This window comes from Novosphingobium mathurense (genome assembly GCF_900168325.1).
In the GTDB taxonomy this organism is placed as follows: Bacteria; Pseudomonadota; Alphaproteobacteria; order Sphingomonadales; family Sphingomonadaceae; genus Novosphingobium; species Novosphingobium mathurense.
This window is the reverse complement of record NZ_FVZE01000003.1, coordinates 131,507-153,709: the sequence shown is the minus strand read 5'-3', so window position 1 is coordinate 153,709 and position 22,203 is coordinate 131,507. Positions and strand designations below refer to the sequence as shown.

Annotated in this window: 20 protein-coding genes; 9 read left to right on the top strand and 11 right to left on the bottom strand. The window is 62.1% G+C overall.

The genetic code is table 11. The features are described 5' to 3' along the window. Positions 1-111: 111 nt before the first annotated feature. Positions 112-711 (bottom strand): murein L,D-transpeptidase catalytic domain family protein, encoded by a 600-nt coding sequence (locus B5483_RS11765; RefSeq protein ID WP_176168022.1) that lies wholly within the window; start codon positions 709-711, stop codon positions 112-114. 120 nt (positions 712-831) lie between these two features. Here B5483_RS11765 and B5483_RS11760 point away from each other — a divergent pair, with 120 nt between their 5' ends. Continuing rightward, positions 832-1,917: a L,D-transpeptidase family protein gene (locus B5483_RS11760; protein ID WP_245829058.1), complete on the top strand. Its 1,086-nt coding sequence runs from the start codon at positions 832-834 to the stop codon at positions 1,915-1,917. 172 nt (positions 1,918-2,089) lie between these two features. Then, positions 2,090-4,651: a cation-translocating P-type ATPase gene (locus B5483_RS11755; RefSeq protein WP_245829056.1), complete on the top strand. Its 2,562-nt coding sequence runs from the start codon at positions 2,090-2,092 to the stop codon at positions 4,649-4,651. Positions 4,652-4,662: 11 nt separating this feature from the next. Here B5483_RS11755 and B5483_RS11750 read toward each other — a convergent pair whose 3' ends face one another. From B5483_RS11750 to B5483_RS11730, 5 genes are all read right to left on the bottom strand, one after another. Further along, positions 4,663-5,673, bottom strand: a complete 1,011-nt coding sequence (locus tag B5483_RS11750) for a sodium:calcium antiporter (protein ID WP_079730488.1) — start codon at positions 5,671-5,673, stop codon at positions 4,663-4,665. Between the two features lie 116 nt (positions 5,674-5,789). Further along, entirely contained in the window at positions 5,790-6,788 is a 999-nt protein-coding gene (locus B5483_RS11745; protein WP_079730487.1) for an NADPH:quinone oxidoreductase family protein, read from the bottom strand. A 7-nt stretch (positions 6,789-6,795) separates the two neighbouring features. Further along, positions 6,796-8,052, bottom strand: a complete 1,257-nt coding sequence (locus tag B5483_RS11740) for an acyl-CoA dehydrogenase family protein (RefSeq protein WP_079730486.1) — start codon at positions 8,050-8,052, stop codon at positions 6,796-6,798. 2 nt (positions 8,053-8,054) lie between these two features. Next, the gene (locus tag B5483_RS11735; RefSeq protein ID WP_176168021.1) at positions 8,055-10,307 is read right to left on the bottom strand and encodes a TonB-dependent receptor; all 2,253 of its coding nucleotides are present in this window, start codon (positions 10,305-10,307) and stop codon (positions 8,055-8,057) included. A 94-nt stretch (positions 10,308-10,401) separates the two neighbouring features. Further along, positions 10,402-11,388, bottom strand: coding sequence for an MBL fold metallo-hydrolase (locus tag B5483_RS11730; RefSeq protein WP_176168020.1), 987 nt, complete (start codon positions 11,386-11,388; stop codon positions 10,402-10,404). Positions 11,389-11,532: 144 nt separating this feature from the next. On the opposite strand from B5483_RS11730, the gene B5483_RS11725 reads away from it, so the two are divergent. Next, entirely contained in the window at positions 11,533-11,979 is a 447-nt protein-coding gene (locus B5483_RS11725) for a MarR family winged helix-turn-helix transcriptional regulator (RefSeq protein ID WP_054945072.1), read from the top strand. 9 nt (positions 11,980-11,988) lie between these two features. Here the strand turns inward: B5483_RS11725 and B5483_RS11720 are convergent, their stop codons facing one another. Genes B5483_RS11720 through B5483_RS11710 form a run of 3 tightly spaced genes read right to left on the bottom strand, consistent with a single transcriptional unit; the run spans position 11,989 to position 15,370 of the window. Beyond that, on the bottom strand, positions 11,989-13,533 hold the full coding sequence (locus B5483_RS11720; RefSeq protein ID WP_079730484.1) for a class I adenylate-forming enzyme family protein: 1,545 nt from the start codon (positions 13,531-13,533) through the stop codon (positions 11,989-11,991). A gap of 11 nt (positions 13,534-13,544) precedes the next feature. Next, positions 13,545-14,090 carry a MaoC family dehydratase gene (locus B5483_RS11715; protein ID WP_054947521.1) on the bottom strand — a complete coding sequence of 182 codons (546 nt, stop codon included), beginning with the start codon at positions 14,088-14,090 and terminating at the stop codon, positions 13,545-13,547. Then, positions 14,087-15,370, bottom strand: coding sequence for an acyl-CoA dehydrogenase family protein (locus B5483_RS11710; RefSeq protein WP_079730482.1), 1,284 nt, complete (start codon positions 15,368-15,370; stop codon positions 14,087-14,089). The genes B5483_RS11715 and B5483_RS11710 overlap by 4 nt, the downstream gene beginning before the upstream one ends. 121 nt (positions 15,371-15,491) lie before the next feature. Here B5483_RS11710 and B5483_RS22860 point away from each other — a divergent pair, with 121 nt between their 5' ends. Next, the gene (locus B5483_RS22860) at positions 15,492-16,076 is read left to right on the top strand and encodes a VOC family protein (RefSeq protein WP_054947523.1); all 585 of its coding nucleotides are present in this window, start codon (positions 15,492-15,494) and stop codon (positions 16,074-16,076) included. A gap of 3 nt (positions 16,077-16,079) precedes the next feature. Beyond that, on the top strand, positions 16,080-17,249 hold the full coding sequence (locus tag B5483_RS11705; protein ID WP_139383976.1) for an alpha/beta hydrolase: 1,170 nt from the start codon (positions 16,080-16,082) through the stop codon (positions 17,247-17,249). A gap of 61 nt (positions 17,250-17,310) precedes the next feature. Here the strand turns inward: B5483_RS11705 and B5483_RS11700 are convergent, their stop codons facing one another. After that, the gene (locus tag B5483_RS11700) at positions 17,311-17,838 is read right to left on the bottom strand and encodes a MarR family winged helix-turn-helix transcriptional regulator (protein ID WP_054947525.1); all 528 of its coding nucleotides are present in this window, start codon (positions 17,836-17,838) and stop codon (positions 17,311-17,313) included. 80 nt (positions 17,839-17,918) lie between these two features. Next, positions 17,919-19,061 carry an acyl-CoA dehydrogenase family protein gene (locus tag B5483_RS11695; protein ID WP_231634744.1) on the bottom strand — a complete coding sequence of 381 codons (1,143 nt, stop codon included), beginning with the start codon at positions 19,059-19,061 and terminating at the stop codon, positions 17,919-17,921. Positions 19,062-19,179: 118 nt separating this feature from the next. Between B5483_RS11695 and B5483_RS11690 the strand changes: the two genes are divergently transcribed. The 4 genes from B5483_RS11690 to B5483_RS11675 are packed head-to-tail and all read left to right on the top strand — an operon-like array spanning position 19,180 to position 22,185. Beyond that, positions 19,180-20,178: a phosphotransferase family protein gene (locus B5483_RS11690; RefSeq protein WP_079730481.1), complete on the top strand. Its 999-nt coding sequence runs from the start codon at positions 19,180-19,182 to the stop codon at positions 20,176-20,178. After that, complete coding sequence (locus tag B5483_RS11685; protein ID WP_054947527.1) at positions 20,175-20,525, top strand: DUF6285 domain-containing protein; 351 nt, start codon at positions 20,175-20,177, stop codon at positions 20,523-20,525. Before B5483_RS11690 ends, B5483_RS11685 begins: the two co-directional genes overlap by 4 nt. Beyond that, positions 20,522-21,400 carry a hydroxymethylglutaryl-CoA lyase gene (locus B5483_RS11680; RefSeq protein WP_079730480.1) on the top strand — a complete coding sequence of 293 codons (879 nt, stop codon included), beginning with the start codon at positions 20,522-20,524 and terminating at the stop codon, positions 21,398-21,400. The genes B5483_RS11685 and B5483_RS11680 overlap by 4 nt, the downstream gene beginning before the upstream one ends. Continuing rightward, entirely contained in the window at positions 21,400-22,185 is a 786-nt protein-coding gene (locus B5483_RS11675; RefSeq protein WP_054947529.1) for an SDR family NAD(P)-dependent oxidoreductase, read from the top strand. Before B5483_RS11680 ends, B5483_RS11675 begins: the two co-directional genes overlap by 1 nt. Positions 22,186-22,203 lie beyond the last annotated feature (18 nt).

Here is a 22,203-nt window from a genome sequence, read left to right as displayed (position 1 = left end):
ACTTCTGCATGCGTCCGTGCCGCTTATTGACCGCCATCAATGCCGCGTGGCGTCAAGCCGGCAAGGAGAAGGACAGGATCGGCCAAGGGTTATGCAGCGGTGATACGACGCCTACTTCCAGGCAAAGAGCAGGCGGCCTGCGCCAAGGTAGCCGAGCACTTCGCTGATGTCGTGAACCGGCACCGAGAAGCATCCGAGGCTCCGTCCGATCCTGCCGCTGAGGCGCGCCATATGCGGGTTCACGTAGTCGGCCCCGTGCATCACGATGGCGCGGCTGGCCGCATTGCTGTTCTCCGGATCGAGTCCGACGAGACGGCCCGAGCGTCCGTGCTGTCCGTAATAGGTGGAGGCCGTCAGGAAGCTGCCGCGAGAGGAGGCATTGGAGCCCGGCCGGTTGGAAAACCGTTCGAGGAATCCGCTGTTGCCCGGGTCCGATCCGCGCCCGTGCGCGACGAAGTACGTCTGCAATATCCGACCGTTGGACAAGTCCACGATCTGGAAGCGCGGGTTGCGCGAAGGCTGCGAAAAATCGACCAGACCGACCACGTCGCGGTGGCGGATTCGGGATGCATGGGCATCAAGGGCGGCTTTTGCCTGTGGCAGCAGGTCTGGTACATCTGTAGATCGGACCGCAGCAAAAGCGCGCGGTGCGACCAGTCCCGCAGTACCCACAAGAACGCCGCCAATGATATGGCGCCGACTGAGAGTCATGATGTGGAAATCCTCGATACCGTTATTGAACACGTAAGGTTACCTGACGCCAAATTCAAACCGTTCATGGCGATCGTCGGTCTCCTGCGGTCGATACCGATTGTATTCACGGCATTCTTTTTGACCCCAAGCGTCGTCTACGCACAGGACCCGGTCGAATGGACACCGGCCACGCTGGAGAGGCTCCGGGACTGGGTCGCTCGGGCCCCTGTAGATGCGCTGCCGGTCCTCGATACCGGCCCTTTGCGGCAGGCGCAGACCCGTGGTGACGCTGAAGCGGTGTCGCAGGCCGCAACGGCTCTGGCCCTCAATCTGGCGCGCATGCAACTGCTGGGCGCTGCAGGAGCAGCACAGCGCGCCGGCTGGCACATTGCCGATACCGACAGGGCTGTCGACTTGCGCGAACGGCTGGCCCGCGCGGTGTCGCTCGATGCGCTGGATTCCTTCTTTTCCGGGCTTCAGCCGCAAAGCGACCAATACGCGGCTTTGCGCCTGGCCTATGCGGGCGAAGCCGATCCGGACCGGCGCCTGACCCTTGCGCGCAACATGGAACGCTGGCGCTGGATGCCCCAGTCGCTCGGCTCCGATTACGTCCTCGTGAATGCGGCCGCGTTCGAAGCCGAGCTGTGGCGCCATGGCCGCCGGGTGGGCACATGGCCGGTGATCGTCGGCAAGCGCTCGACGCCCACGCCGGTGTTCTCCGCCACGATAACCGGCGTCATTCTCAATCCCTGGTGGGTGGTGCCCGCCAGCATCGTTCGCGAGAAGCACGGCGTGTTTCCCGCCCGCCTCGGTTATGTCCGGAGCGGCGGGCAGATCCGCCAGAAGCCGGGGCCCGGCAATGCACTCGGGCAAATGAAGCTCGATATGCCCAACCCCTTTACCGTCTATATTCACGATACGCCGAGCAAGGAGCTTTTCGCAAAAGAGGTGCGCGCCTTCAGTCACGGCTGCATCCGCATTGGCGATGCCCTGGGTTTCGCGACGCGGTTGCTCGACGGCGAGCGTGATCGCGTGGAGGTCGATGCGATTGTCGCGACCCGAGAGACGACGCGCCTGCCTCTCGAAAAGGGGCTGCCGGTCTACATCGCTTACTTCACGGCAGGCACCGGTGCGGATGGCCAACTGCGCTTCTATCCCGATCTCTACAAGCGCGACGGCCGCACCGGCGATCCGACCTCGGGAGGGGATGCCTGCAAAGGATGAGCAAGGAGCAGAACGCGCTTTGCCTTGCTCGCGGTTTCCCGGCGGATGGGAATTCGTTCGATGATCTCGATCAAGGGGCCTGCCTGTACTGTCTGGCATGACACTGCGGGTCACATTTCCCGTTGAAACCGGTACATTGGGTTGCGGACGATCGACGTTCCGGAAGGAGACTATGGACGGTCAGGCTTCAGGTTCGATGCACCGGGGGCTGTCCCGTGAGGAAGCTGCCGCGCGCCTTCGCGAAGAGGGACCCAATGCCTTGCCGGGTGGTCGCACCCGCTCTCCTCTGCGCATTGTGCGCGACGTGCTGCGTGAGCCGATGCTGCTGCTGCTGCTTGCGGCTGGTGGGATCTACCTGTTGCTGGGTGATCTGCACGAGGCGCTGATCCTGCTCGCCTTCGCCGGGCTCACCGTCGTCATTGCGATCGTCCAGGAAGCCCGAACGGAAAAGGCGATCGATTCCCTGCGGGACCTCAGCATGCCGCAGGCACTGGTCATTCGCGATGGCCACCGGCAGCGGATACCCTCGCGCGAGGTGGTGCGCGGTGACCTGATGGTCGTCGGGGAAGGGGACCGGGTCGCAGCCGACGGCTGGGTGATCGAAGGCTCCGGACTGCAAGCAGACGAGGCTTTGCTGACCGGCGAATCTGTACCGGTCGCGAAGCTGGCTCTCGAGGGGGAGCCGGCTTCGCAGCCACCCCGTCCGGGAGGCGAGGATCTTCCTTACCTCTACGCGGGCACGCTTGCTGTTCGCGGGTCCGGGACGATCGAAGTGGCTGCGACAGGATTGCACAGCGAAATCGGACGGATCGGTCAGTCGCTTGTCTCGCTGGAAACCGAAGTCCCTCATCTCACCCGGCAGACGAAGCGGCTGGTGCGCTGGTTGGCCGTGCTCGGCCTTGGCGTGAGTGTTCTTGCCGTCCTGCTCTACGGCCTGCTGCGGGGAAGCTGGCTGGAAGCTTTCCTGTCGGGCATCGCGATCGCCATGTCGCTCCTGCCGGAGGAGCTTCCGGTCGTCCTCACCCTGTTCATGACGATGGGCGCATTCCGTATGGCACAAAGCCGCGTGCTGGCACGTCGGGGCAGTGCGATCGAGACGCTGGGTGCCGCTACGGTCCTGTGCACCGACAAGACGGGAACACTTACGCAGAACCGAATGGCGATTGCAGAGTTGAGACTGCCCGACGGTTCGGTGCAGCGTCTCGATGGCGATGACGATACGCTCGGCGCCGCTTTCGCCGAACTGGCCGCCCTTGGGATCTCCGCGTGCCTGGAAGAGCCGTTCGATCCGATGGAACAGGCGTTTCATGCGCTCGACCGCGACTTCCCCGAGCGGGACCTCAAGCTGCGCAAGCAGAACGGCTGGCACCTGCATCGGCAATATCCGCTCTCTCCGCAGCTTCTGGCCATGTCGAACGTCTGGACCGACGGAAAATCGAGAGATGGGCTCGTCGCTGCAAAGGGCGCGCCCGAAGCCATCGCACGGTTATGCGGCATGACAGACGATGTCCGCGCCGCCCTGGAGACCGAAGTCGCGCAGATGGCGTCTGAGGGGCTGAGGGTCCTGGGCGTTGCCGAGGCCCGTTGGCAGGGTGAGCGTCTGCCGGAGCACCAGAGCGGGTTCGCATTCGCCTTTCGCGGGCTCGTCGGTCTTGCCGACCCGATCCGCGCATCGGTTCCTCCGGCAGTCGCCCAGTTGCAGGAGGGCGGTATCCGGGTGGTGATGATTACCGGCGATTATCCCGCGACTGCGCGCGCCATCGCCCGGCAGGCCGGCATCGTCGAAGGCGAGGTTTTGAGCGGTGAAGAGATTGCGCGTCTGGACGACGAGGAACTGGCCCGCCGCGTGGGGCGCGTTGCCGTCTTCGCGCGGGTGATGCCCGATCAGAAATTGCGGATCGTGCGGGCGCTCAAGGCCGGGGGCGAAGTGGTCGCCATGACCGGGGACGGCGTGAACGATGCACCTTCGCTCAAGGCCGCGCATATCGGCATCGCCATGGGGCAGCGGGGTACGGATGTCGCGCGGGAGGCTTCGTCGGTCGTCCTGCTCGATGACGATTTCGGTTCGATCGTCACTGCGGTTCGACTGGGGAGGCGCATCTACGACAACTTGCGCAAGGCCGCTGGCTTCATTTTTGCGGTCCATATCCCCATCGGTGGCCTTGCCATCTTCCCCCTGCTTGCAGGCTGGCCCCTGATCCTGGGGCCGGTGCATATAGCCCTGCTCGAAATGGTCATCGATCCCGTCTGTTCGCTGGCCTTCGAAGCCGAGCCCGAGGAACCCGACGTCATGCGTCGGCCGCCCCGGTCGCCGGAGAGCCCGTTGATTTCAAGGAGTCTGCTGGGCTGGTCGCTTCTGCAGGGCGCCCTCGCGCTCGTTGCGCTGCTGTTGCTGTCCGCCTGGGCCAATCAGGGGGGCATCCCGGCGGATTCGGTGCGAACCACGAGCTTTGCAGGGCTCATCGTTGCGGTTCTCGCGCTCGTACTCGCCAATCGCTCGTTTCGCTCGCTGGCGCCGGGTGGCAAGGTCGCCCACAACCTTCCACTGGCGATCATCCTGGGGCTGGTGGTCGGGATCTTCTCGGCAGTCTTCCTGTCGCCCACCGTGGCTTCGCTCCTCGGGTTCTCGGTGCTTCATCCCCTTGGCATGCAGGCGGTGGGGATAACCGCGCTGCTTCTTGCCGGAGCGCTGGTGATCGCAAAGCTGCGGTTCGGCCGGGTCCTGACCAGCTGACGGCCCGGGGCTCAGTGCCCGTGCAGGTAGATGGCGTAGGAACTGAGCAGGTAGATCGCGAGAAGGGACAGGCTGATCCAGCCGAACAGGCCGAAGAACCGGTTCCCGGGGCGATAGAGCAGTCCGATTATGCAGAGCCCCGACATCATCGCTGCCGCAAAGGCGGTGACGGCGTGCGCGGGCGAAACCTGCGCGTAGAATGAGCCGTCGGTATAGACGATGTCGTCAAGCGCAATGACGAGGATGATGAACAGGTTGCTGCCCAGAAGGTTGCCGATTGCCATGTCGGCCGATCCCATCCGCAGTGCGCTTACGGTGACGATCAGCTCCGGTATCGAGGTCGCCGCCGCGATGAACAGCGTGCCCACGAAGCTCGCCCGCCAGCCCATCACGGCAGCCACTTCCTGGCCGACGAACGGAAGCCAGGCTCCGGCTGCACCGACTACGCCGGCGGCGACAAGATAGTTCACGACCGCGCGCTTCAAGGTCCTGTCGCCGCGTGCCGGGCCCAAAGGCTGCGCTGGACGTTCCGGCCTGCGTTCGTAGAAAAAGGCAGCACGCATCGCGATGAAATAAAGCATGATCAGGAGCGGCGAATAGACGCTGACATGGCCGATCCGGAAATCGAGACCATTGCGGCTCGTCAGCATCAGCGCCCCGACGAAACTGATCAGTACCACGCCGAAGCCGGCGGAAAGGATGTGTCCCTGATCGCTGCGCCGCCAGAACGGCTCGTCCCGGCACAAGGCGTCCAGCAGGACCAGCATGACGAGATTGAAGATGCAGCTGCCCAGAGCATCGCCCATGGCAATGTTGGGGGCATCGGCGATCGTCACGGCGCTGATCCCCGTGAACAGTTCGGGCAGCGATGTGGCCGCCGCCAGCATGATCAGTCCGACCCAGGATGCGGACATGCCCGTGCGCGCTGCAATGTCGCCGCCGCTGCGTGTCAATGCAGGGCCTGCCATGCCGATGAGCAGCACGCAGATCGCGAAGGCAAGCCAGGCGGAAAGGATCTCCATGGTCAAGCGGACTTCAGCATCGTGTCGCGGCCGGGTCCTTGACCATACTCAAAGATTGCCGGGAAGATCTACCGGTCTGATCGACTTGCCAGTAGCGCGCGGCAGATTGCAGTGGGTCAGGCCATGGTGACGACGACTTTGCCCATGGCCTCTCGGTTGGCAAGGCGCCTCAAGGCTTCGCCGCCGCGTTCCAGAGGGTAGGTCCGGTCAATACGCGGGCGGATATGTCCTGCCTGCCACCATTCGATGACCTGCATCGCGATTTTGCGGTATTTCTCCGGCTCGCGTTCGGCAAAGGCACCGCAAAAGACCCCGCGTATGTCGCATGACTTGAGGAGGACGAGATTGAGAGGCGGTGCCGGGATGCTCGCTGCGAAGCCCAGGACGAGGTATCGCCCGAGCCAGCCCATCGTGCGAAGAGCCGGCTCGCAATAGGAACCGCCGACAGGGTCCAGGACGACCTGTGCGCCTTCGGGCCCGACGGCATCCTTGAGCAATCTGGTAAAGTGTGCGGTTTCTTCCTTGCCGCTGATGTCATCACTGTGGATCACAATGGCATCGGCACCGGCAGCTCGGGCGATTTCGGCCTTGTCATCGCCAGACACGCTGGCGACAACGCGGGCGCCCATCAGCTTGCCGATGCCAATTGCTGCAAGTCCCACGCCTCCGGCCGCACCGAGGACCAGCAAGGTTTCATTCTCGCACAAGGCACCGCGTTCCCGCAGGGCATAGAGAGCCGTGCCGAATGTCACCAGCAAGGCTGCTCCTTCGACCGGATCGGCCTCCTTCGGCACCACGAAACACTGGGCGGCGGAGACCGCAACCTCTTCAGCAAGGCCGCCATGACCGGGCAGGGCAATTGCTACATCGCCGACCTGCCAACCTTCAACGCCTTCCCCGACAGCAGCCACGATTCCGGTGATTTCGCTCCCGGGTGCGAAAGGGCGTGGGGGTCGGACCTGGTATTTGTCCCCGACAATGAGCGCGTCAGGAAAATTGATCCCACAGGCCTGTGTTCGCAAGAGCACTTCGCCCCGCCCGGGCCGTGGAGCCGGACAATCGCACAGCTCCAGCGCTTCCGGGCCACCGGGCTGACGGGACAGGAGGGCTTTCATCTTCCGCTCAGAGCAGGACAGAGTTCGGCGGCAGACCGACGAGAGTCCGGCCGTGCAGTTCGGTCGCTACGTCCAGATCGTAGACGATATGGCTTTGCATGACCTGGATGTCGCGCAGCAGGCGCTGCATGGGATTCGACAGCGCATGCACGCTGGAGCCTACCGCCTCGCACGTCGTGCGCACGGCATCGACGCATTGGGAAACCGCGTAGGCGATCTGCGCGCGCAGACGGATCCGCTCGGTGATCTGTCTGGGCTCGTCCAGCACGCCGATCTCGAGCGACCGGCGTGAGGCCGTGCGGAGCATCAGCTCTGCGGAGTCGACCAGGATGTCGGCACGGGCGAGACGCATTTGCGCGGCCGGCTTTTCGACACTTGTCGTCTCCGTGCCCATCTTCACATGCTTCCTTAGCCGCTCGTTACACAGGCGCACGGCCGCCCGGGCTGCTCCGATTGCGGGAATGGCAGCAGCCACGCAGAGCTGGGGCAACATCGGCGCCTTGTAGAGCGGGTTGTCGTAGATCCTGCCGGCATGGCCACGACCGGAGCGGACCGGTCCGACCTCGAAGCAGCGATGGGCCGGAACGAAGGCATCTTCGAGCACGAGGTCATTGCTCCCCGTCGCCGCCATGCCTTCCATGTGCCAGGTGTCGAGCACGGTCACTTCCGAGGCCGGGATGAGGAACATGTGCATGGCTGGCGGGCCGGCTTGCGTCGGCACGAGCGCGTTGAGCATCGCCCAGTCGGCATGCATGATGCCTGTGCCCCATTTCCAGTGGCCGCTGATCGTGAAACCTCCATCGACGATGCGGGCCTGTCCGGGAGGAGAGGCGACGCTGGGCGCGATGGCATACTTGTTGCCGTTCCAGACTTCCGCTTGTGCCTTCTCCGGCATTTGCGCAATCAGCCAGTTGTGCTCTGCACAGAAACTGGCGACCCAGCCGGTGGACGGATCAGCTTCGGCGATCGGCAGCGTGGCGCTGATGAAGGTGTCCGGATCGAATTCAAGTCCGCCATGAACTCGCGGCACGAACATGTAGAAGTACCCGCTGTCGCGCAGGGCCTGCCAGACGGCGTCGACGGGGCGGCGCAGCCGCTCCGCCTCTGCGGCATGCTCGGCAATGAGCGGTTGCAGGGCGCTCGTACGCCGGATCAGTTCGTCCGGGGTGATCTGCGCGACCTGTTCTGCAGTGAGGAAGTCATTGCCCGCGGGAATCCGACGGTCGGCGAGGGAGGGCGCGTCGATTCTTGTCATCGTGTTCATGCTCAGAACTTTACCTTGGCTTGGACGGCGATCGTGCGGGGCGGATCGATCACGCCGATGCGGGCTGTCGGTGAGAGGAAGGTATTGGCAAGGCCCCCCGAACTTCCGAATGAGATCGTGCGCTTGTCTGTGATGTTCTTGCCGATGAGCGCGAGTTCCCATTTTCCGTCGCTGCGCGCGAGCGAGAAGCGCGCGTCGAGCTTTACGAAGGCATCCTGCGCAGTCACCGGGTCGTTCGCGAAATCACGGAACGAACGCCCCTGGAACGTCGGCGAGAGGCTTGCCCGCACTTCGAGTGCGTTGGAAAGCGGCTGTTTTACCGTAGCCGTGAGAGAGCCGGAATAGCGCGGTGCGAAACCGAGCCGCGATCCGCTCAGATCGCATGACCCGATGGCGGAGCCGTCCGCTGCGCGGCCGATGAAGCATGGGCCGCTGGTGAACTTGACGTACTTGGCCGTCGGCAGCCACGCCAGGCTTCCCTGCAGTTCAAGGAAGTTTGCCGGTTGGAGGAAGAATTCGGCCTCCGCTCCGGCAGTACGCGCCTTGGGAGCGTTACCGGTAAAGAATGGCGCGCTCGTTCCATCAGGTGAGGGAAGGGCCGTCGAAACCTGAAGGTCCTTGTAGACCGTGTGAAAGGCCGAGAGGTTGAAGTAGCCAAGACCCGGCAAGGTCAGCTTGATGCCGCCTTCGAACGATGTGCTGCGCTCCGGGCGAAAGGCGAATGTATCTTCGGTGGCATTGGAAATGGCCCCCTGGAAGCCGCCACTTTTCGAACCCTTGCCGAAACTTGCGTAGAGCATCGCGTTGGACGACAGATCGAACTGGACGGATGCGGCGGGATCGAGCGTCCCCTTGCTCAGGGAGCCGTCGAATTGGGAGCGCAGGGTGCCGGTGCGCTGAGTGGCTGCATTGGGGCCGGCGTAGAGCGCGAAATTTGCGTCCTTGCTCTCGTCGGTATAGCGCAGGCTGCCGTTGACGCGCAGTGCATCGCTAAGATGATAGGTGAGCGCGGCATAGGCTGAGAATGCAGAGCTATCCTGCCGGAAGATGCGGTAGGTACTGGCAGCTGGTGCAAACAGCACGCCGGTAGTGCGTTCTTCGACGAGCTTGGCCTTGGAATAGTACAGGCCGAAGACGTAATCGAGGGTCTGCCCTCCCGGAGAGACGAGACGCAGTTCCTGTGAGAGCTGGTCGAACTTCTGATCGAAGTCTGCCGTGGCGAGATTGCGGAAGTAGAAATCGCCGTCGATACGTTGCTGCTGCTTGAAACCCGAATAGGCGCTGATCCACACCAGTTGCGGCCCTCCAAGGTCAATCCCGGCCTGCAGTACGGCATTATCCGACCTGATATTGTCGAATTCCGGGCCGCTCGTAAGAACGGTATCCTTGGTGTAATCGAAGTATTCGCCTTTATCCGGAGCGATAGCCTGAAGCGGTGTCCCGTGTTGGCGGACGTCCGCATGCTCGAACTTCGCGGTGAGCGTGACCGGGCCGCCGTTGTCCAGAACTCCGGTAATGCGTCCGACGATATCACGACGGGCTGGCTCATCGCGGTCGGTCTGGGTGTTGTGGATATAGCCTTCGACGTCTGAGTAACGGCCGACGGCACGGATCGCGAAGCCGTTGGCGACAGGCACATCCATGCCACCTTCTATTGTAGGGCCGTCAAGCTTGAAGTCGTAGGTGGCATTCAGATAGCCGCCGAAATAGGCGCCGGGCTTGCGCGAAATGATGTTGATCGCACCGGCGCTGGTATTGCGACCGACAAGTGCGCCCTGTGGCCCACGCAGGATCTCCAGGCGTTCGATGTCGAGGAATGGCGCGGCGAACTGGCGGGCATTGCCGGCATAGACCCCGTCGATGAACATGACGACCGACTGATCGAGCGAAGGACTCCCGGGGCTGGACCCGATGCCGCGCAGGACGATGACGTTTGCCGCTGGGGACTTGGCGACGGTCAGGTTGGGGACAAGTGGGGCGAGTTGTTCGAAATTGCCAACGCTACGATTGCTCAGGGTCTCACCGCCGACGACAGCAATGGAAATGGGCACGTCCTGGAGGCTTTCGGAGCGGCGCTGGGCCGTCACGACGATCTCGCCCGGCGCGCCTGAATCGGTCTCTGCCGGTTTTTCGCTCGATGCATTCGCCGGTTCGGATTGAGCGATTGCGGGAACTGGGGCTGCCAGGATGCCGGTCCAGGCGATTGCAGCCACCGATGCGCCTCCCTGCGCAAGGGCGGCGAGCCGATTCGTCATCATTCTCTCCATTGTCGTTGTTTGCAGCGACATTCGTGGAGTCCGAAAATAATGTCAACTTAAATGACAAAAACAGTCAATTTAGTTTCCTTTATCAGAACGCATCAAGGTCCTGGGCGACGACAACCGGACCTGAATATTCACGCCTTACGCCCACAGCGAAGCTGGACGTATCGGGCCCCGCAGCACCAGCAAGATGCGTCAGTACCACCATCTTCACGCTTGCCCTGGTAGCGAGCTTTCCGACTTCCTCGGGGGTCAGGTGTTCGTGTCGCATATGATCGATGAGCGGTTCCAGGTCATTGCCGTCCTTCGCACCGCGGCGCCGGATACTGGCCGTTACCGCGTCCAGATCGATAGCTTCGCTTACCAGTATGTCAGCATCCCGCGCCAGCGCCTCGACAGCAGCACTAGGACCGGTGTCGCCAGTGAAGACGATCGATCGGTCAGGTGTATCGAAGCGCAGGGAGTAGGAGCGGTCCCGGCCGTATTCGCGCGGTGGCAATTGCATGGTTGAATAATGGCTGTTTTCGACAGCCGTGACACGCACGTTTTCGTCGCGATATATTTCACGCGGCGTGGTGAGGTCGAAGTCCTGGGCGGCGAAGACGCTGGCGAGCGGAAGCAGGTCGGGGACTTGCGGCGCGAAGATCGCCTCGGCTACTCCAAGATTGGCCGCCGACGTCTGGACCAGTTTCTCGCTTCCCGGCGGGCCGTAGATCGCAACGGGCTGGGTACGCTTCGCCATCCAGTCGAAGCCCATGAAAGCGGATAGTCCGCCGGTGTGGTCGAAGTGCAGGTGGGTGAGAAAAATGTTCCCGATCTGGTTGACGCGGTACCCCGCCTTCGTAATCTGCCTTGACGTACCGTCTCCGCAGTCGATGAGGTACGCCTTGCCGCGCACGATGAGCAGGTTGGCCGGCTGTGAACGATCCGCCTGAGGGATCGGTCCGCCACCAGTTCCCAGGATAACGAGGCGCGACTCACTCGCGGGGATTGCGCTATGCGCGGTGGGATCTGTCGCCCCGGCAGCTGCGGAAATGGATGCGGTTAGCCACAGGGCAAGGGGGGCAAGCTTCAAGGTCATTCTCCCGTGCTTTCTTTGCGCCGGGTTGTGGATTGGCACGGGATTAATGTCAATTAAGTTGTCGAAAATTCTTGATGTGTCGACTTTGGCGGGCCATACCAACTGCGATGGATGGCCTGACGACGGCACAGGGGGTATATGGCAGACGGCTTTCTGATGATGGATCTTCTGCGATCCTTTTACTGGTTCGACGAAGCCTTGCAGTCGGGCCTCAAGTCGCATGGCTGGCCGGACGTCTCGCGTGGACAATCGCTTGTTCTCGTCAACATCATGTTGGGCGTCAGGCGCGCCTCGCAATTGGCGCGCAATCTCGGGATCTCGCGTCAGGCGATGAGCAAGACCCTGGTCGAGATGGAGGAGCGGGGGCTGATCGTGTTGAAGCCCGATCCAATGGATCGGCGTGCGCAGATTGTTGCCTTCAGTCCTGAATCGGAGACGCTGCGCGATGACGCGCAGGCTATCCTCAGGGAATTGGAAGGACATATCGGGCGTCGTTTCGGCAAGCAGCGCATCGCGCGGATGAGGGAAATCCTGCGCGAGGATTGGGGCGCGATTCCCGATCTTTCCAGCGTCAACCGGGACTGAACCGGCAGCTTAGGACGTTTCAACCGTCTGCGTTCCCGTAACAAGGCTCGCCAATTCCTTGCGCCGGACTTTGCCGGTAGCTGTTCGCGGCAGTTCGCGCACGATGACGTAAGTGCGCGGCACCTTGAACCCGGCAAGGTGCTCCCGGCAGAAGTCGGTCAGCGCCCGCGTGTCGACGACGTCGCCATGCGGCACGATGGCGGCACATATCTTCTCGCCCCATTCTTTGTCGTGCAGTGAGAAGACACAGGCTTCGGCAACCATTGCGGACTTGTTGAGAACTTCTTCCACTTCGCCGGGATGAACGTTCTCACCGCCTGTGATAATTATTTCGTCAGCGCGGCCGACAAGGTGCAGAAATCCCTCCTCGTCGATCCATCCCAGGTCGCCGGTTGGAATACGGCCCTGTTGGTCGAGAAGGCAAATCGGGCCGTCCGGTGTCAAGCCTTCGACAGGAGGTTGGCGGTCCGCAATGCGCACTTCGCCGATCTGACCTTGCGGCAGTAATAGTCCTTCTCCATCGGTGATGGTTATGGCGATATCGGGATCCGGAAATATCGTTGGCAACTGGGTGTGATTGCGCCTGCGGCGATGGACCTCTGCATCGAGATGCCCGATCGCGGCAGCCGTTTCGGTGAGCCCGTAGACTTGGCAGAAGCCGGTATCGAACGTCGCCTGCGCTGCGTTCAGTGTTTCGCGCTCGACTGCACCGGCACCATAAGCGACCATTCGTAGCGAACTGGTGTCGCGGGGCTTCTCGCTTTGTTCGCGTAGTAAGGCCTCCAGCATCGAAGGCAGCCACTGCGCGTGGGTCACGCCTTCGCTGGCAATGAGGTCCAGCAATCCTGCAGGTTCGGTATGACTGGCGACAATCTGGCGCAGGCCACCAGCCAGGGCGAAAAGCGTCCAGGCCCATCCCGCGACATGGAAGAATGGAGCAGCGATCAGCAGTCGCGCATCGCCGTCGAGGTCCAAAGCATTCGGCGCGCAGAGGCGTGCGTGGAGTGCATTACGTCGGAGCATTCGTGCCTTGGGCGCTCCGGTGCTACCGGAAGTCAGGAAGATAGCCGCGGGGCGATCGTCCTCCTTGGGGGAAGCGACAGTGGACAAGTGGTCGTAGCGCGCCTCACGGGCAAGCCTCTCGGGCTCAATGCGGTTTAGTCCCGTCTCGCTGGCGAAGGAAACCCGCGCGACAAGCAGACGCGGGCCCACCAGTTTCAGGATCGGGGTCAACTCCGCGGATGTCAGACGCCAGTTGATGCCGACGGGTACGATCCCGGTCCGCAGACAGGCAATCATGAGAGCCGGTTGCCAGGCCTCGTTGCGGCCGGACCAGGCGATGCGTTCACCGGCACGCAGGCCCCGCTCCTGCAATCCGGCAGCAAGGCGGTCCGAATGGATATCGAGTTCCTGCCAGGTCCAGCGGTTGCCGGCTGCCACGATCGCCAGATCGTGGGGACGGCTCTGCGCGTGAAGTCGAACCTGCTGCTCGACTGGCAGGTCGGGGCGGGTCATCGGAACGGGCTTCCAGACATTGCGTTCTGATGCGATCATACGCGGTTACCCTAGCGAATTGCCTGCAGTCCTTCAGCCTTTGCTCCGCTGGCGACAGCAGGCTCGACGATCAGGTCGGTTTCGTCGCTCGCGGCAAGGGGAACCATCAGACTAAGCGATTCGAAAGTGAAGACCGGCCTCGTGCCATCGGGCTTTTCCATCGAGATCCGGCTGCGCAGCAAGGTGCCGCTGGCGCGCCGATCGACCGCGATGACTTCCTGCCTTGCCCGTATCCGTTCGCCGCATCGGACCGGGCTGAGGAAGCGCAAGCGGTCCGCTCCGTAGTTGAAGATCTGCTTGAGGCCATCGACTTCCAGCATCGGTAGAGTGAGGGCAGGCACCAGCGAAAGCATCAGAAAACCGTGCGCTATCGTGCCGCCGTTCTCGCTCTTGGCGCGCGCGCGGTCGACATGGATCCATTGATGGTCTTCGGTGACGTCAGCGAAGCGGTCGATCCGCGACTGATCGATCTCGATCCAGCGCGACAGACCGATCTCATTGCCGACGAGCTTGTGCAGGTCGCGATAGTCGACGCGCAGCGGAAGGGACGTGCTCATGCTTTCGCCTTGCGGGGGCCGGCAAAACCAAACATCCATGCGCCGACCTTGCGCTTCTGAATCTCCTCTGCCCCTTCGGTGATGCGGTAGCGGCGGTGGTGTCGATAGATGTGTTCGAAAGGCTTGTGCCGGGAATAGCCCATGCCGCCGTGGACCTGCATCGCCGTATCCGCTGCTTCGCACACCAGGCGGTTGGCCCAGTAATTGCACATGCTGACCTTGTCGGAGAGCTGACGTGCGACCTCCGGTTTGGTCATGCGATCCATTTCCCAAGCCGTCTTGCGGATGAGCAGGCGAAGCATTTCCACCTGGGTCGCCAGTTCCACGAGGGGGAACTGGATGCCCTGATTGACTGCAAGCGCCTTGCCGAACGGCTTGCGTTCCCGCGCATAGGCGACGCTTTCACGAATGCAGTAGTCGGCCGCGCCTAGCGACGAAGCTGCCTGGCGAATCCGGTTCTCGTGAACGAAATGCTGCGCAAGCTCGAGGCCCTTGCCGATGGCGCCGAAAAGTGCGGTTTCCGGCACCCACACGTCGGTGAAGCTTACCCGGGGGTGGTCCGTGGGCATATTGAAGGTCCACAGGTATTCCTCAACCTTCACGCCGGGAGCCTGTGCCGGAACGATAAGGCAGGTGATGCCATCGGCATCGCCGTCCTTGCCGGATGTGCGCGCGAAAACCATGACGTGGCTTGCGACATGCATGCCGGTCGTCCACATCTTCTCGCCGTCGATGCGCCAGCCTGCAATGCCGTCACGTTCTGCTTTGATGGCGCGGGTTTCCATGAAAGTTGCATCGGACCCGTGCTCTGGTTCGGTCAGGCCAAAACAGATACTGCGGCTGCCGTCGAGCATGCCGGCGATGAATTCGTCCTTCTGCGCCTGCGTTCCGAAATCGCGGAACATGAGCACCTGCGGGAAATTGGCGACGATCGAGTGTTCGTTCTGCAGGTCGTTGTGCAGGCCCAGACCTTTCGCGGCGAGATGTTCGCGGATCACCGCCATCCAGAGGTTCGAACCATTGCGTCCGCCAAACTCCGAAGGAAGCGGGAAACGTAAGTGACCGGCTGCATCGGCGCGTCGCTTCGCTTCGCCGAGCAGGTCCTCCCATTCGTGCCGGGGAAGGCCGCCGCGATCATAGTCCGTGCGTGCCCATTCGCGCCGGTGATCGAAGAACCGCACGTTGTCGTCGGCCTGCTCCAGAGGGCGGATTTCGGCCTCGATAAAGGCATCGAGCTCGCCAAGATAGGCTTCCAGTTCGAGTGGAAGGTCGAAGTTCATGCAGGTCCTCTCCTTTGCGGCAATCCTATCCCTGTTCGAAGAGAACGTAAATAGATTTGACAAAATTTTGTGGAGGTGATCTGCTTGCGAATACGAAACGTATGTGTTCCCGGAGAGGCTAATGACCCAAAAGACCCCGGCGCCAGTTCATCTCGGTGCCCTTCATCACGCGGCTTATCGTTGCCGCGATGCCGAGCAGACTCGTTGGTTTTACGAGGATGTTCTGGGCCTTCCTACTGCCGCTGCACTGGTATTGGATACCGTGCCGGGCACCGGTGCGCAGAATCCCTACATGCACATCTTCTTCGAGCTTGCCGACGGCAATTACCTTGCCTTTTTCGATGCGCCGGGGGACGCCGATCCGCACTGGTTCGACCGCAAGGACAGCTTCGACATGCATTTCGCCATGCAGGTCGACACCGAGGAGCAGCTCTTGGCGATGCAGGAGCGTATCCGGTCATTCGGGATCAAGTGCGCTGGCCCGCTCGGGCATGGCTTTGTCAATTCGCTCTACATGTACGATCCCAATGGCATACAGGTCGAAATCACCATCAGAGTGCCAGAGCATGACGCCATCCTGGCCGCTGAAAAGCGCCACTTGCCTGAGACACTTCGTGCGTGGACGGAGCGGACACGCGCCGCGAAAATCGCGAAATTCGGTGCAGAGGCACTCGACATGCGCGCCGCGGCGCCAAGGAAGGCATGACCCATGAAATATGAGCGGACACCCTATCTCGTAATCTTCGACGAAACCGCCGCGTTCAAGGATACCTACAGCGGGCAGGTCGGCAAGGTCGTGCTTGAAGCGCATCTGCTCAAGCCCGAAACGCCGTCCGATACGGTTGTGCTCTTCATGCATCCGATCGGTGGCGGCGCGTGGTTGCCCCTGCCATCAGCGCTTGCCAAGACAGGAACGCACGTCATCTACTGCAACAGCCGCTATCGCGGCATCGACAATGCCCTGATCATGGAAAAGTGCGCTCTCGATCTGGGCGCGGCGGTGCGCGATGCGAAGGAGCGGCTGGGCTACAAGAAAGTCATTCTCGGAGGCTGGAGCGGTGGCGGCGCCCTTTCGCTGTTCTACCAGGCGGAGGCCGAAAATCCGACTGTCACGCATACCCCCGCCGGAGATCCGCTCGATCTCACAGCGGCCGGTCTCATCCCTGTCGACGGTGTGGCGCTCCTGGCGGCACATCTCTCCCGTAACCTGACTCTCACCGAATGGATCGACCCTTCGATCACCGACGAATCGCGGCCATTCGAGCGCGATCCCGAACTCAATATCTACGACCCGGCCAATCCCAATCAGGCCCCCTACGATCCGGCCTACGTAGAACGGTATCGTAACGCTCAGATTGCCCGTAACCGCAGGATCACAGCTTGGGTCAAGGAGCGTCTCGCGGCGTTGCGCGTTGCCGGCAAGGAGAAGCACGAAGAAGGTTTCGTCGTCCATGGGACGATGGCCGATCCGCGTTTTCTCGACGAGACTCTCGAGCCGAGCGACCGGCCGCCGCACTGGTGCTTCCTGGGCGATCCGGAGGTGGTCAATGACGGACCGGTTGGGCTGGCGCGCTTCTCTACCTTGCGCAGTTGGCTTTCGCAGTGGTCCTATGATGATTCAAACGCTCACGGACTGCGCTGCGCAGCCCGCATCACGGTGCCGCTACTCGTCATCGAGAACAGCGCCGACGATGCGTGCACGCCCAGCCATGCCGGGCGGCTAAGGGAAGCGGCCGTCAATGCGCCCCAGACGCATCATGTGGTGAAGGGCGCAAACCACTACTATTTCGGCCAGCCCGAAATGGCTGCCGAAGCCTGCGAAGCGCTCAATGCGTGGATCGCAACCGTTCCGCACCGCGCAGCGATGCTTGCTCTGTGACAATCCCCCAAGATCGTCGAGCCGGATATCCTATCGGCTCGACGATCGGTTTCCGTCGCTGTCAGTCCTGAGGACGAGACTTGCGGCCGGGTGGGCGTCCCATGGGTCGCGGGAATGACGGCTGTTCCGGCCTAGCACGTGCTTGGTCGTTCTCGACCGTGCACACGATCGGATCGCCCCAGTCGCGCGAGAAGGCGTCACGCAGCGCGCGCACTTGCGGTTTTCCGATGCGCTTGGCCAACTGCCCGGTCAGTTCCTGGACGATCAACTGCGCATCGTGGCGCATGGCATTGCCCATCTCTGTGAGTTGCACGATCTTGATGCGACCATCCTCCGGATCGTCGACCAGTTCGAAAATGCCGCGTTTCACCAGTCCGCCTATCGTGACATGAACCGCCTGGCGTGTCAGGCGCAAGCTCCGTGCGATCTCTGCCGGCCTGACGATGTTCTGCTGAACATGCATCATCACCATCGATTCCGGACGCGTCAGATTTGGCCAGCCTTTTTCGCGAAGGCTTAACTGCAGGGATTCGTCAAACCATTCGAATCCCTGCAAGAGTGGAACGATAAGATACAAGGTCTTGTCCATGCTAGCGGCTCTCCTCTGCACGTTTTGCAGAAGGTGCCGCGCGGCGCAATGCCGTCTCGCGTAAATCCCCGACGGACGCTTCAAAGGCTTCGCGCGATGAGGACTTTCATGATCTCCGAAGTGCCGCCGTGGATCGTGTCGATGCGCGCGTCCCTGTAGAGCCGGGCGATCGGGTATTCGTTCATGTAGCCGTATCCTCCGAAAAGCTGCAGGCAGCGATTCACGCCCGCGACTTCGGTTTCGGTAACGAACAGTTTTGCCATCGATGCGGTCGCTGCATCGAGTGCTCCTGCGAGGAGTTTGTCGGTACAGGAATCGACGAAGGCGCGTGCGGCCATTGCCTGTGCCTTGATGTCGGCAAGGGTGAACTGCGTGTTCTGGAAGTCGAACAGTGCCTTGCCGAAAGCGCGCCGCTCACGCGTGTAGTCGATGGTCAGGGAGAGGGCGCGCTCAAGGATGGCGAGGCCCATGGCAGCAATTCCGAGTCTCTCCTGCGGCAACATGGACATGAGCTGGGCGAAGCCCTGACCCTCGATGCGGCCTAGCAGGTTCGAGGCGGGCACGCGAACCCCGTCGAAGAACAGTTCGGAAGTATCCTGAGCGTCACGGCCGATCTTGTCGAGATTGCGCCCGCGTTTGAAGTCGGATCGATTGCCTTCGACGGCGATGAGCGAGATCCCTTTGGCCCCGGCTTCATGATCGGTCTTGCATACGACCAGGACCAGATCTGCGGTTTGGCCGTTGGAAATGAATGTCTTGCTGCCGTTGATGATCCAATCATCGCCATCGCGATTGGCGCGGGTGCGAATGCCCTGGAGGTCGGATCCGGTGCCGGGCTCGGTCATGGCGATGGCCAGAACGGTTTTGCCGCTGACGATGCCGGGCAGCCACGTGGCTTTCTGCTCTTCGGTCCCGAAGGCGATGATGTATGGAGCGACGATCATATTGTGCAGCGGAACGCCCCATCCTTCGAGGCCGCGCTTGCCGAATTCTTCGATAATGACGCGCTCATGGCGAAAATCTCCGCCCAGGCCGCCGTATTCGGAAGGGACCGATACGCCCAATAAGCCGAATTCGCCGGCCTTGTGCCAAAGTTCGCGCTCGACGATCTTGTCCTTTTCCCATTTTGCGATGCGTTCCGGGGGCGCCTCGGCATCGAGGAACTTCGCCAGTCCATCGCGGAAGGCTTCGACATCGTCGTCGTCATAGGGTGATTCGGCCAATTGGGCTCTCCGGGCATCCTGTTCCATGCGGATCATCATCGGATTGTTCACAGTTCTCGTCAATATATTTGACAAAGGGGATTTGAGCCATCATGTCTTGAGACAAGGAGAGAGATGCATGACCGCAGATATTGAGCACGCTCTTGCGCAGTGTGCAGGGGCCGCGGCCACGATTGCCAACCTCAAGCGCCTGACGGGCGGGGCGAGTCTCGAGACCTGGGCTTATGATGAAGTGTCGGGTCGCGACGTGCGGCCGCTCATCCTGCGCCGAAGACGGGCGGGAGACGGCACTGTCTTCGAAACTTCGCTGCCACTTGCGACGGAAGCGGCCTTGCTTGCGCTCGCCGCCGAAGCCGGGGTTCCGGTAGCAAAGCCAATCTATGGTTGCGATATGCTGAGCGAGCTTGGCGAAGCCTACGTCATGGAGCGCGTCGAGGGGGTGACGCTTGGGCGGAAAATCGTGGCGTCGGAGGAATTCGCTCCCGCGCGCCTTGTGCTCGGTCGGCAGTGCGGTGCTGCCCTTGCCCGTATTCATGCCATTTCCACAGACCGGGCGCCTGTTCTTGAACGGCTGGATGCCGCCGCTTCGCTGGATCGCTATGAGGCAATCTACCGCAAGGGCGAACATGTTCGGCCTGTTATCGAGGCTGCGGTCGCGTGGCTTCGCGATACCATTCCGGCGCCAGTGGAGCCTGTCCTGGTCCATGGGGACTTTCGCAATGGCAACCTCATTGTCGACCCCGCGTGCGGCCTTGTCGCGGTGCTGGACTGGGAGCTGGCCCATTCGGGCGATCCGGCTGAGGACCTGGGTTGGCTTTGCGTCAATTCCTGGCGCTTCGGTGAGACGAGCCTGCAGGTGGGCGGTTTCGCGCCGCTAGATGAACTCTTCTGCGGCTACGAACAGGCAGGCGGTAAGGCGCCGTCGATCGAGCGCATCCGCTGGTGGCAGGCGATGGGAACGCTCAAGTGGGCGACAGTGACGATGATGATGTACCGGACTTTTGCCAGCGGTGAGAGTCGGTCGGTCGAACGTGCAGTTATCGGTCGGCGTCTCAGTGAATGCGAAGTCGACCTGCTCGCCCTGATGGATGAGGACCTGAAGGAGCAGGCGGCATGATGTGCGATCCTACCATGAGCGAGTTACTGCAGGCCGTGAGTGAATGGCTCGGCGATTTCGACAACTCGGCAGGTTCCTATGAACGTCGTATCGCCCGCAATGCACTTGAGATCGTGCGCCGTGAACATGCCCTGGGCGGCGAAGCGCAGGCGCGAGCGGGCGAACGGCTGCGCATGCTGCTTGGTCGGGAAGGTGCTGCAGCCGAACTGGAGACGGCATTGGCCACCGCGATCCGCGAAGGACGCATCGCTTACCACGATCCGCGGCTTCGCGATCACTTGCGGCGCTGGGCGCTCGACTGCCTGGCTATCGATCAGCCGCATTACATCCATGGATTGAAGTCATGATCGAACTGGTCGAGGTTTCCCCACGGGACGGCTTGCAGAACGAGAAAACCGTCCTTTCAACTGAGGACAAGCTTGCCCTTATCGCCAGGGCCACAGCTGCCGGCGCGCGCCGTATCGAGGTGGCGAGTTTCGTGAACCCCAAGCGGGTTCCGCAGATGGCGGATGCCGAGGCGGTCGTTGCCGGATTGCCCCGAGACAATGGTGTGACGCATATCGGTCTCGTCCTGAACGAGCGCGGTGCCGCACGTGCCATTGCCAGCGGCATTGATGAACTGGGCATTGTGTGTGTGGCCAGCGATCGTTTCGGCATCGCCAACCAAGGTCAGTCGAGCGAGGAAAGCCTTGCTATGGCGATGCGCGTCGTAGCCATGGCCGAGGAAGCGCAGCGGCCTGCCCAGGCAACAATTGCAGTGGCTTTCGGGTGCCCCATTACCGGCCAGGTAGATCCGGCGCGCGTGGAAGCTATGGCGCGTGCGCTGGCCGCTCTCGGCGTTCGTGAAATTGCACTGGCCGACACGATCGGCGTTGCCCGGCCTGTCGAGGTGACGAAGTTGGTCTCACAAGTGAAAGCGGCAGTGGGATCGTTGCCGATCCGCGTTCATTTTCACGACACCCGCGGAACGGGCGTCGCAAATGCCGTCGCGGCGGTGGCGGCAGGGGCGGTTACCGTCGATGCAGCCATCGGCGGGACCGGTGGCTGCCCTTTCGCGCCCGGTGCCGCAGGTAACGTGGCAAGCGAAGATGTCGTCTATGCGCTGGGCGACCAGCTCCCGCTCGATCTCGAGGCCCTTGTCGATGCCGCATACTGGCTGAACGGGCGGCTTGGACGCAGCAGAACAAGCGCGCTTATGCGTGCATCCAGAGGAACGGAATAATGTCATTGACCGACAAGAACGATATGGCCCGCACGCACGAGGGCCGCACCGTGATGATTACCGGCGGCTCTTCCGGTTTGGGGGCGCTCTTCGCTCGAGCGCTTGCAGCGGCAGGTGCGCGTGTCGTCGTTGCTGCCCGGCGTGTCGACCGCCTGGAATCCCTGGTTGAGGAGATCCGGAGCAACGGCGGAGAGGCGCTGGCGGTTCCTCTCGACGTTCGCGACGAGGCTTCCGTGGTCGCCGCCTTCGACATGGCAGAAGCGCATTTCGGCCTTGTCGACACTGTTATTGCAAATGCCGGGGTCAATTCATCGGGCATGGCGGTCGATTTGCCGATCGAGGACTTTGATGCCATCCAATCGGTCAATTGCCGTGGCGTATTCCTGACGGTGCGCGAGGGCGGCAAGCGACTCCTGGCATCGGACGGCATGGCTCAGCGCGGGCGTATAGTGGTCCTCGCCTCGGTCGGTGGGCTCAATGCCCTGCATGGCCTCGTCGCCTACTGCGCCTCGAAAGCCTCGGCGGTCATGCTGGCAAGGGCCTTCGCCAAGGAATGGGTCAAGGCTGGCATTAGTGTGAATGCCCTGTGCCCCGGCTACATGCTGACCGACATCAACGAGGAGTGGTTCGAAAGCGCTTCGGGCAAACGCATGATCGAGCGCCTTCCGCGCTCGCGCCTCATGCCCGCGGACGCAATCCTGCCCAATGTTCTCCACCTTACCTCGGATGCAGCGGCTTATGTCACAGGCAGCGTGATCGCGATCGACGATGCGCAGATGCTCTGAAGCTGTCGCTGGTGTTAC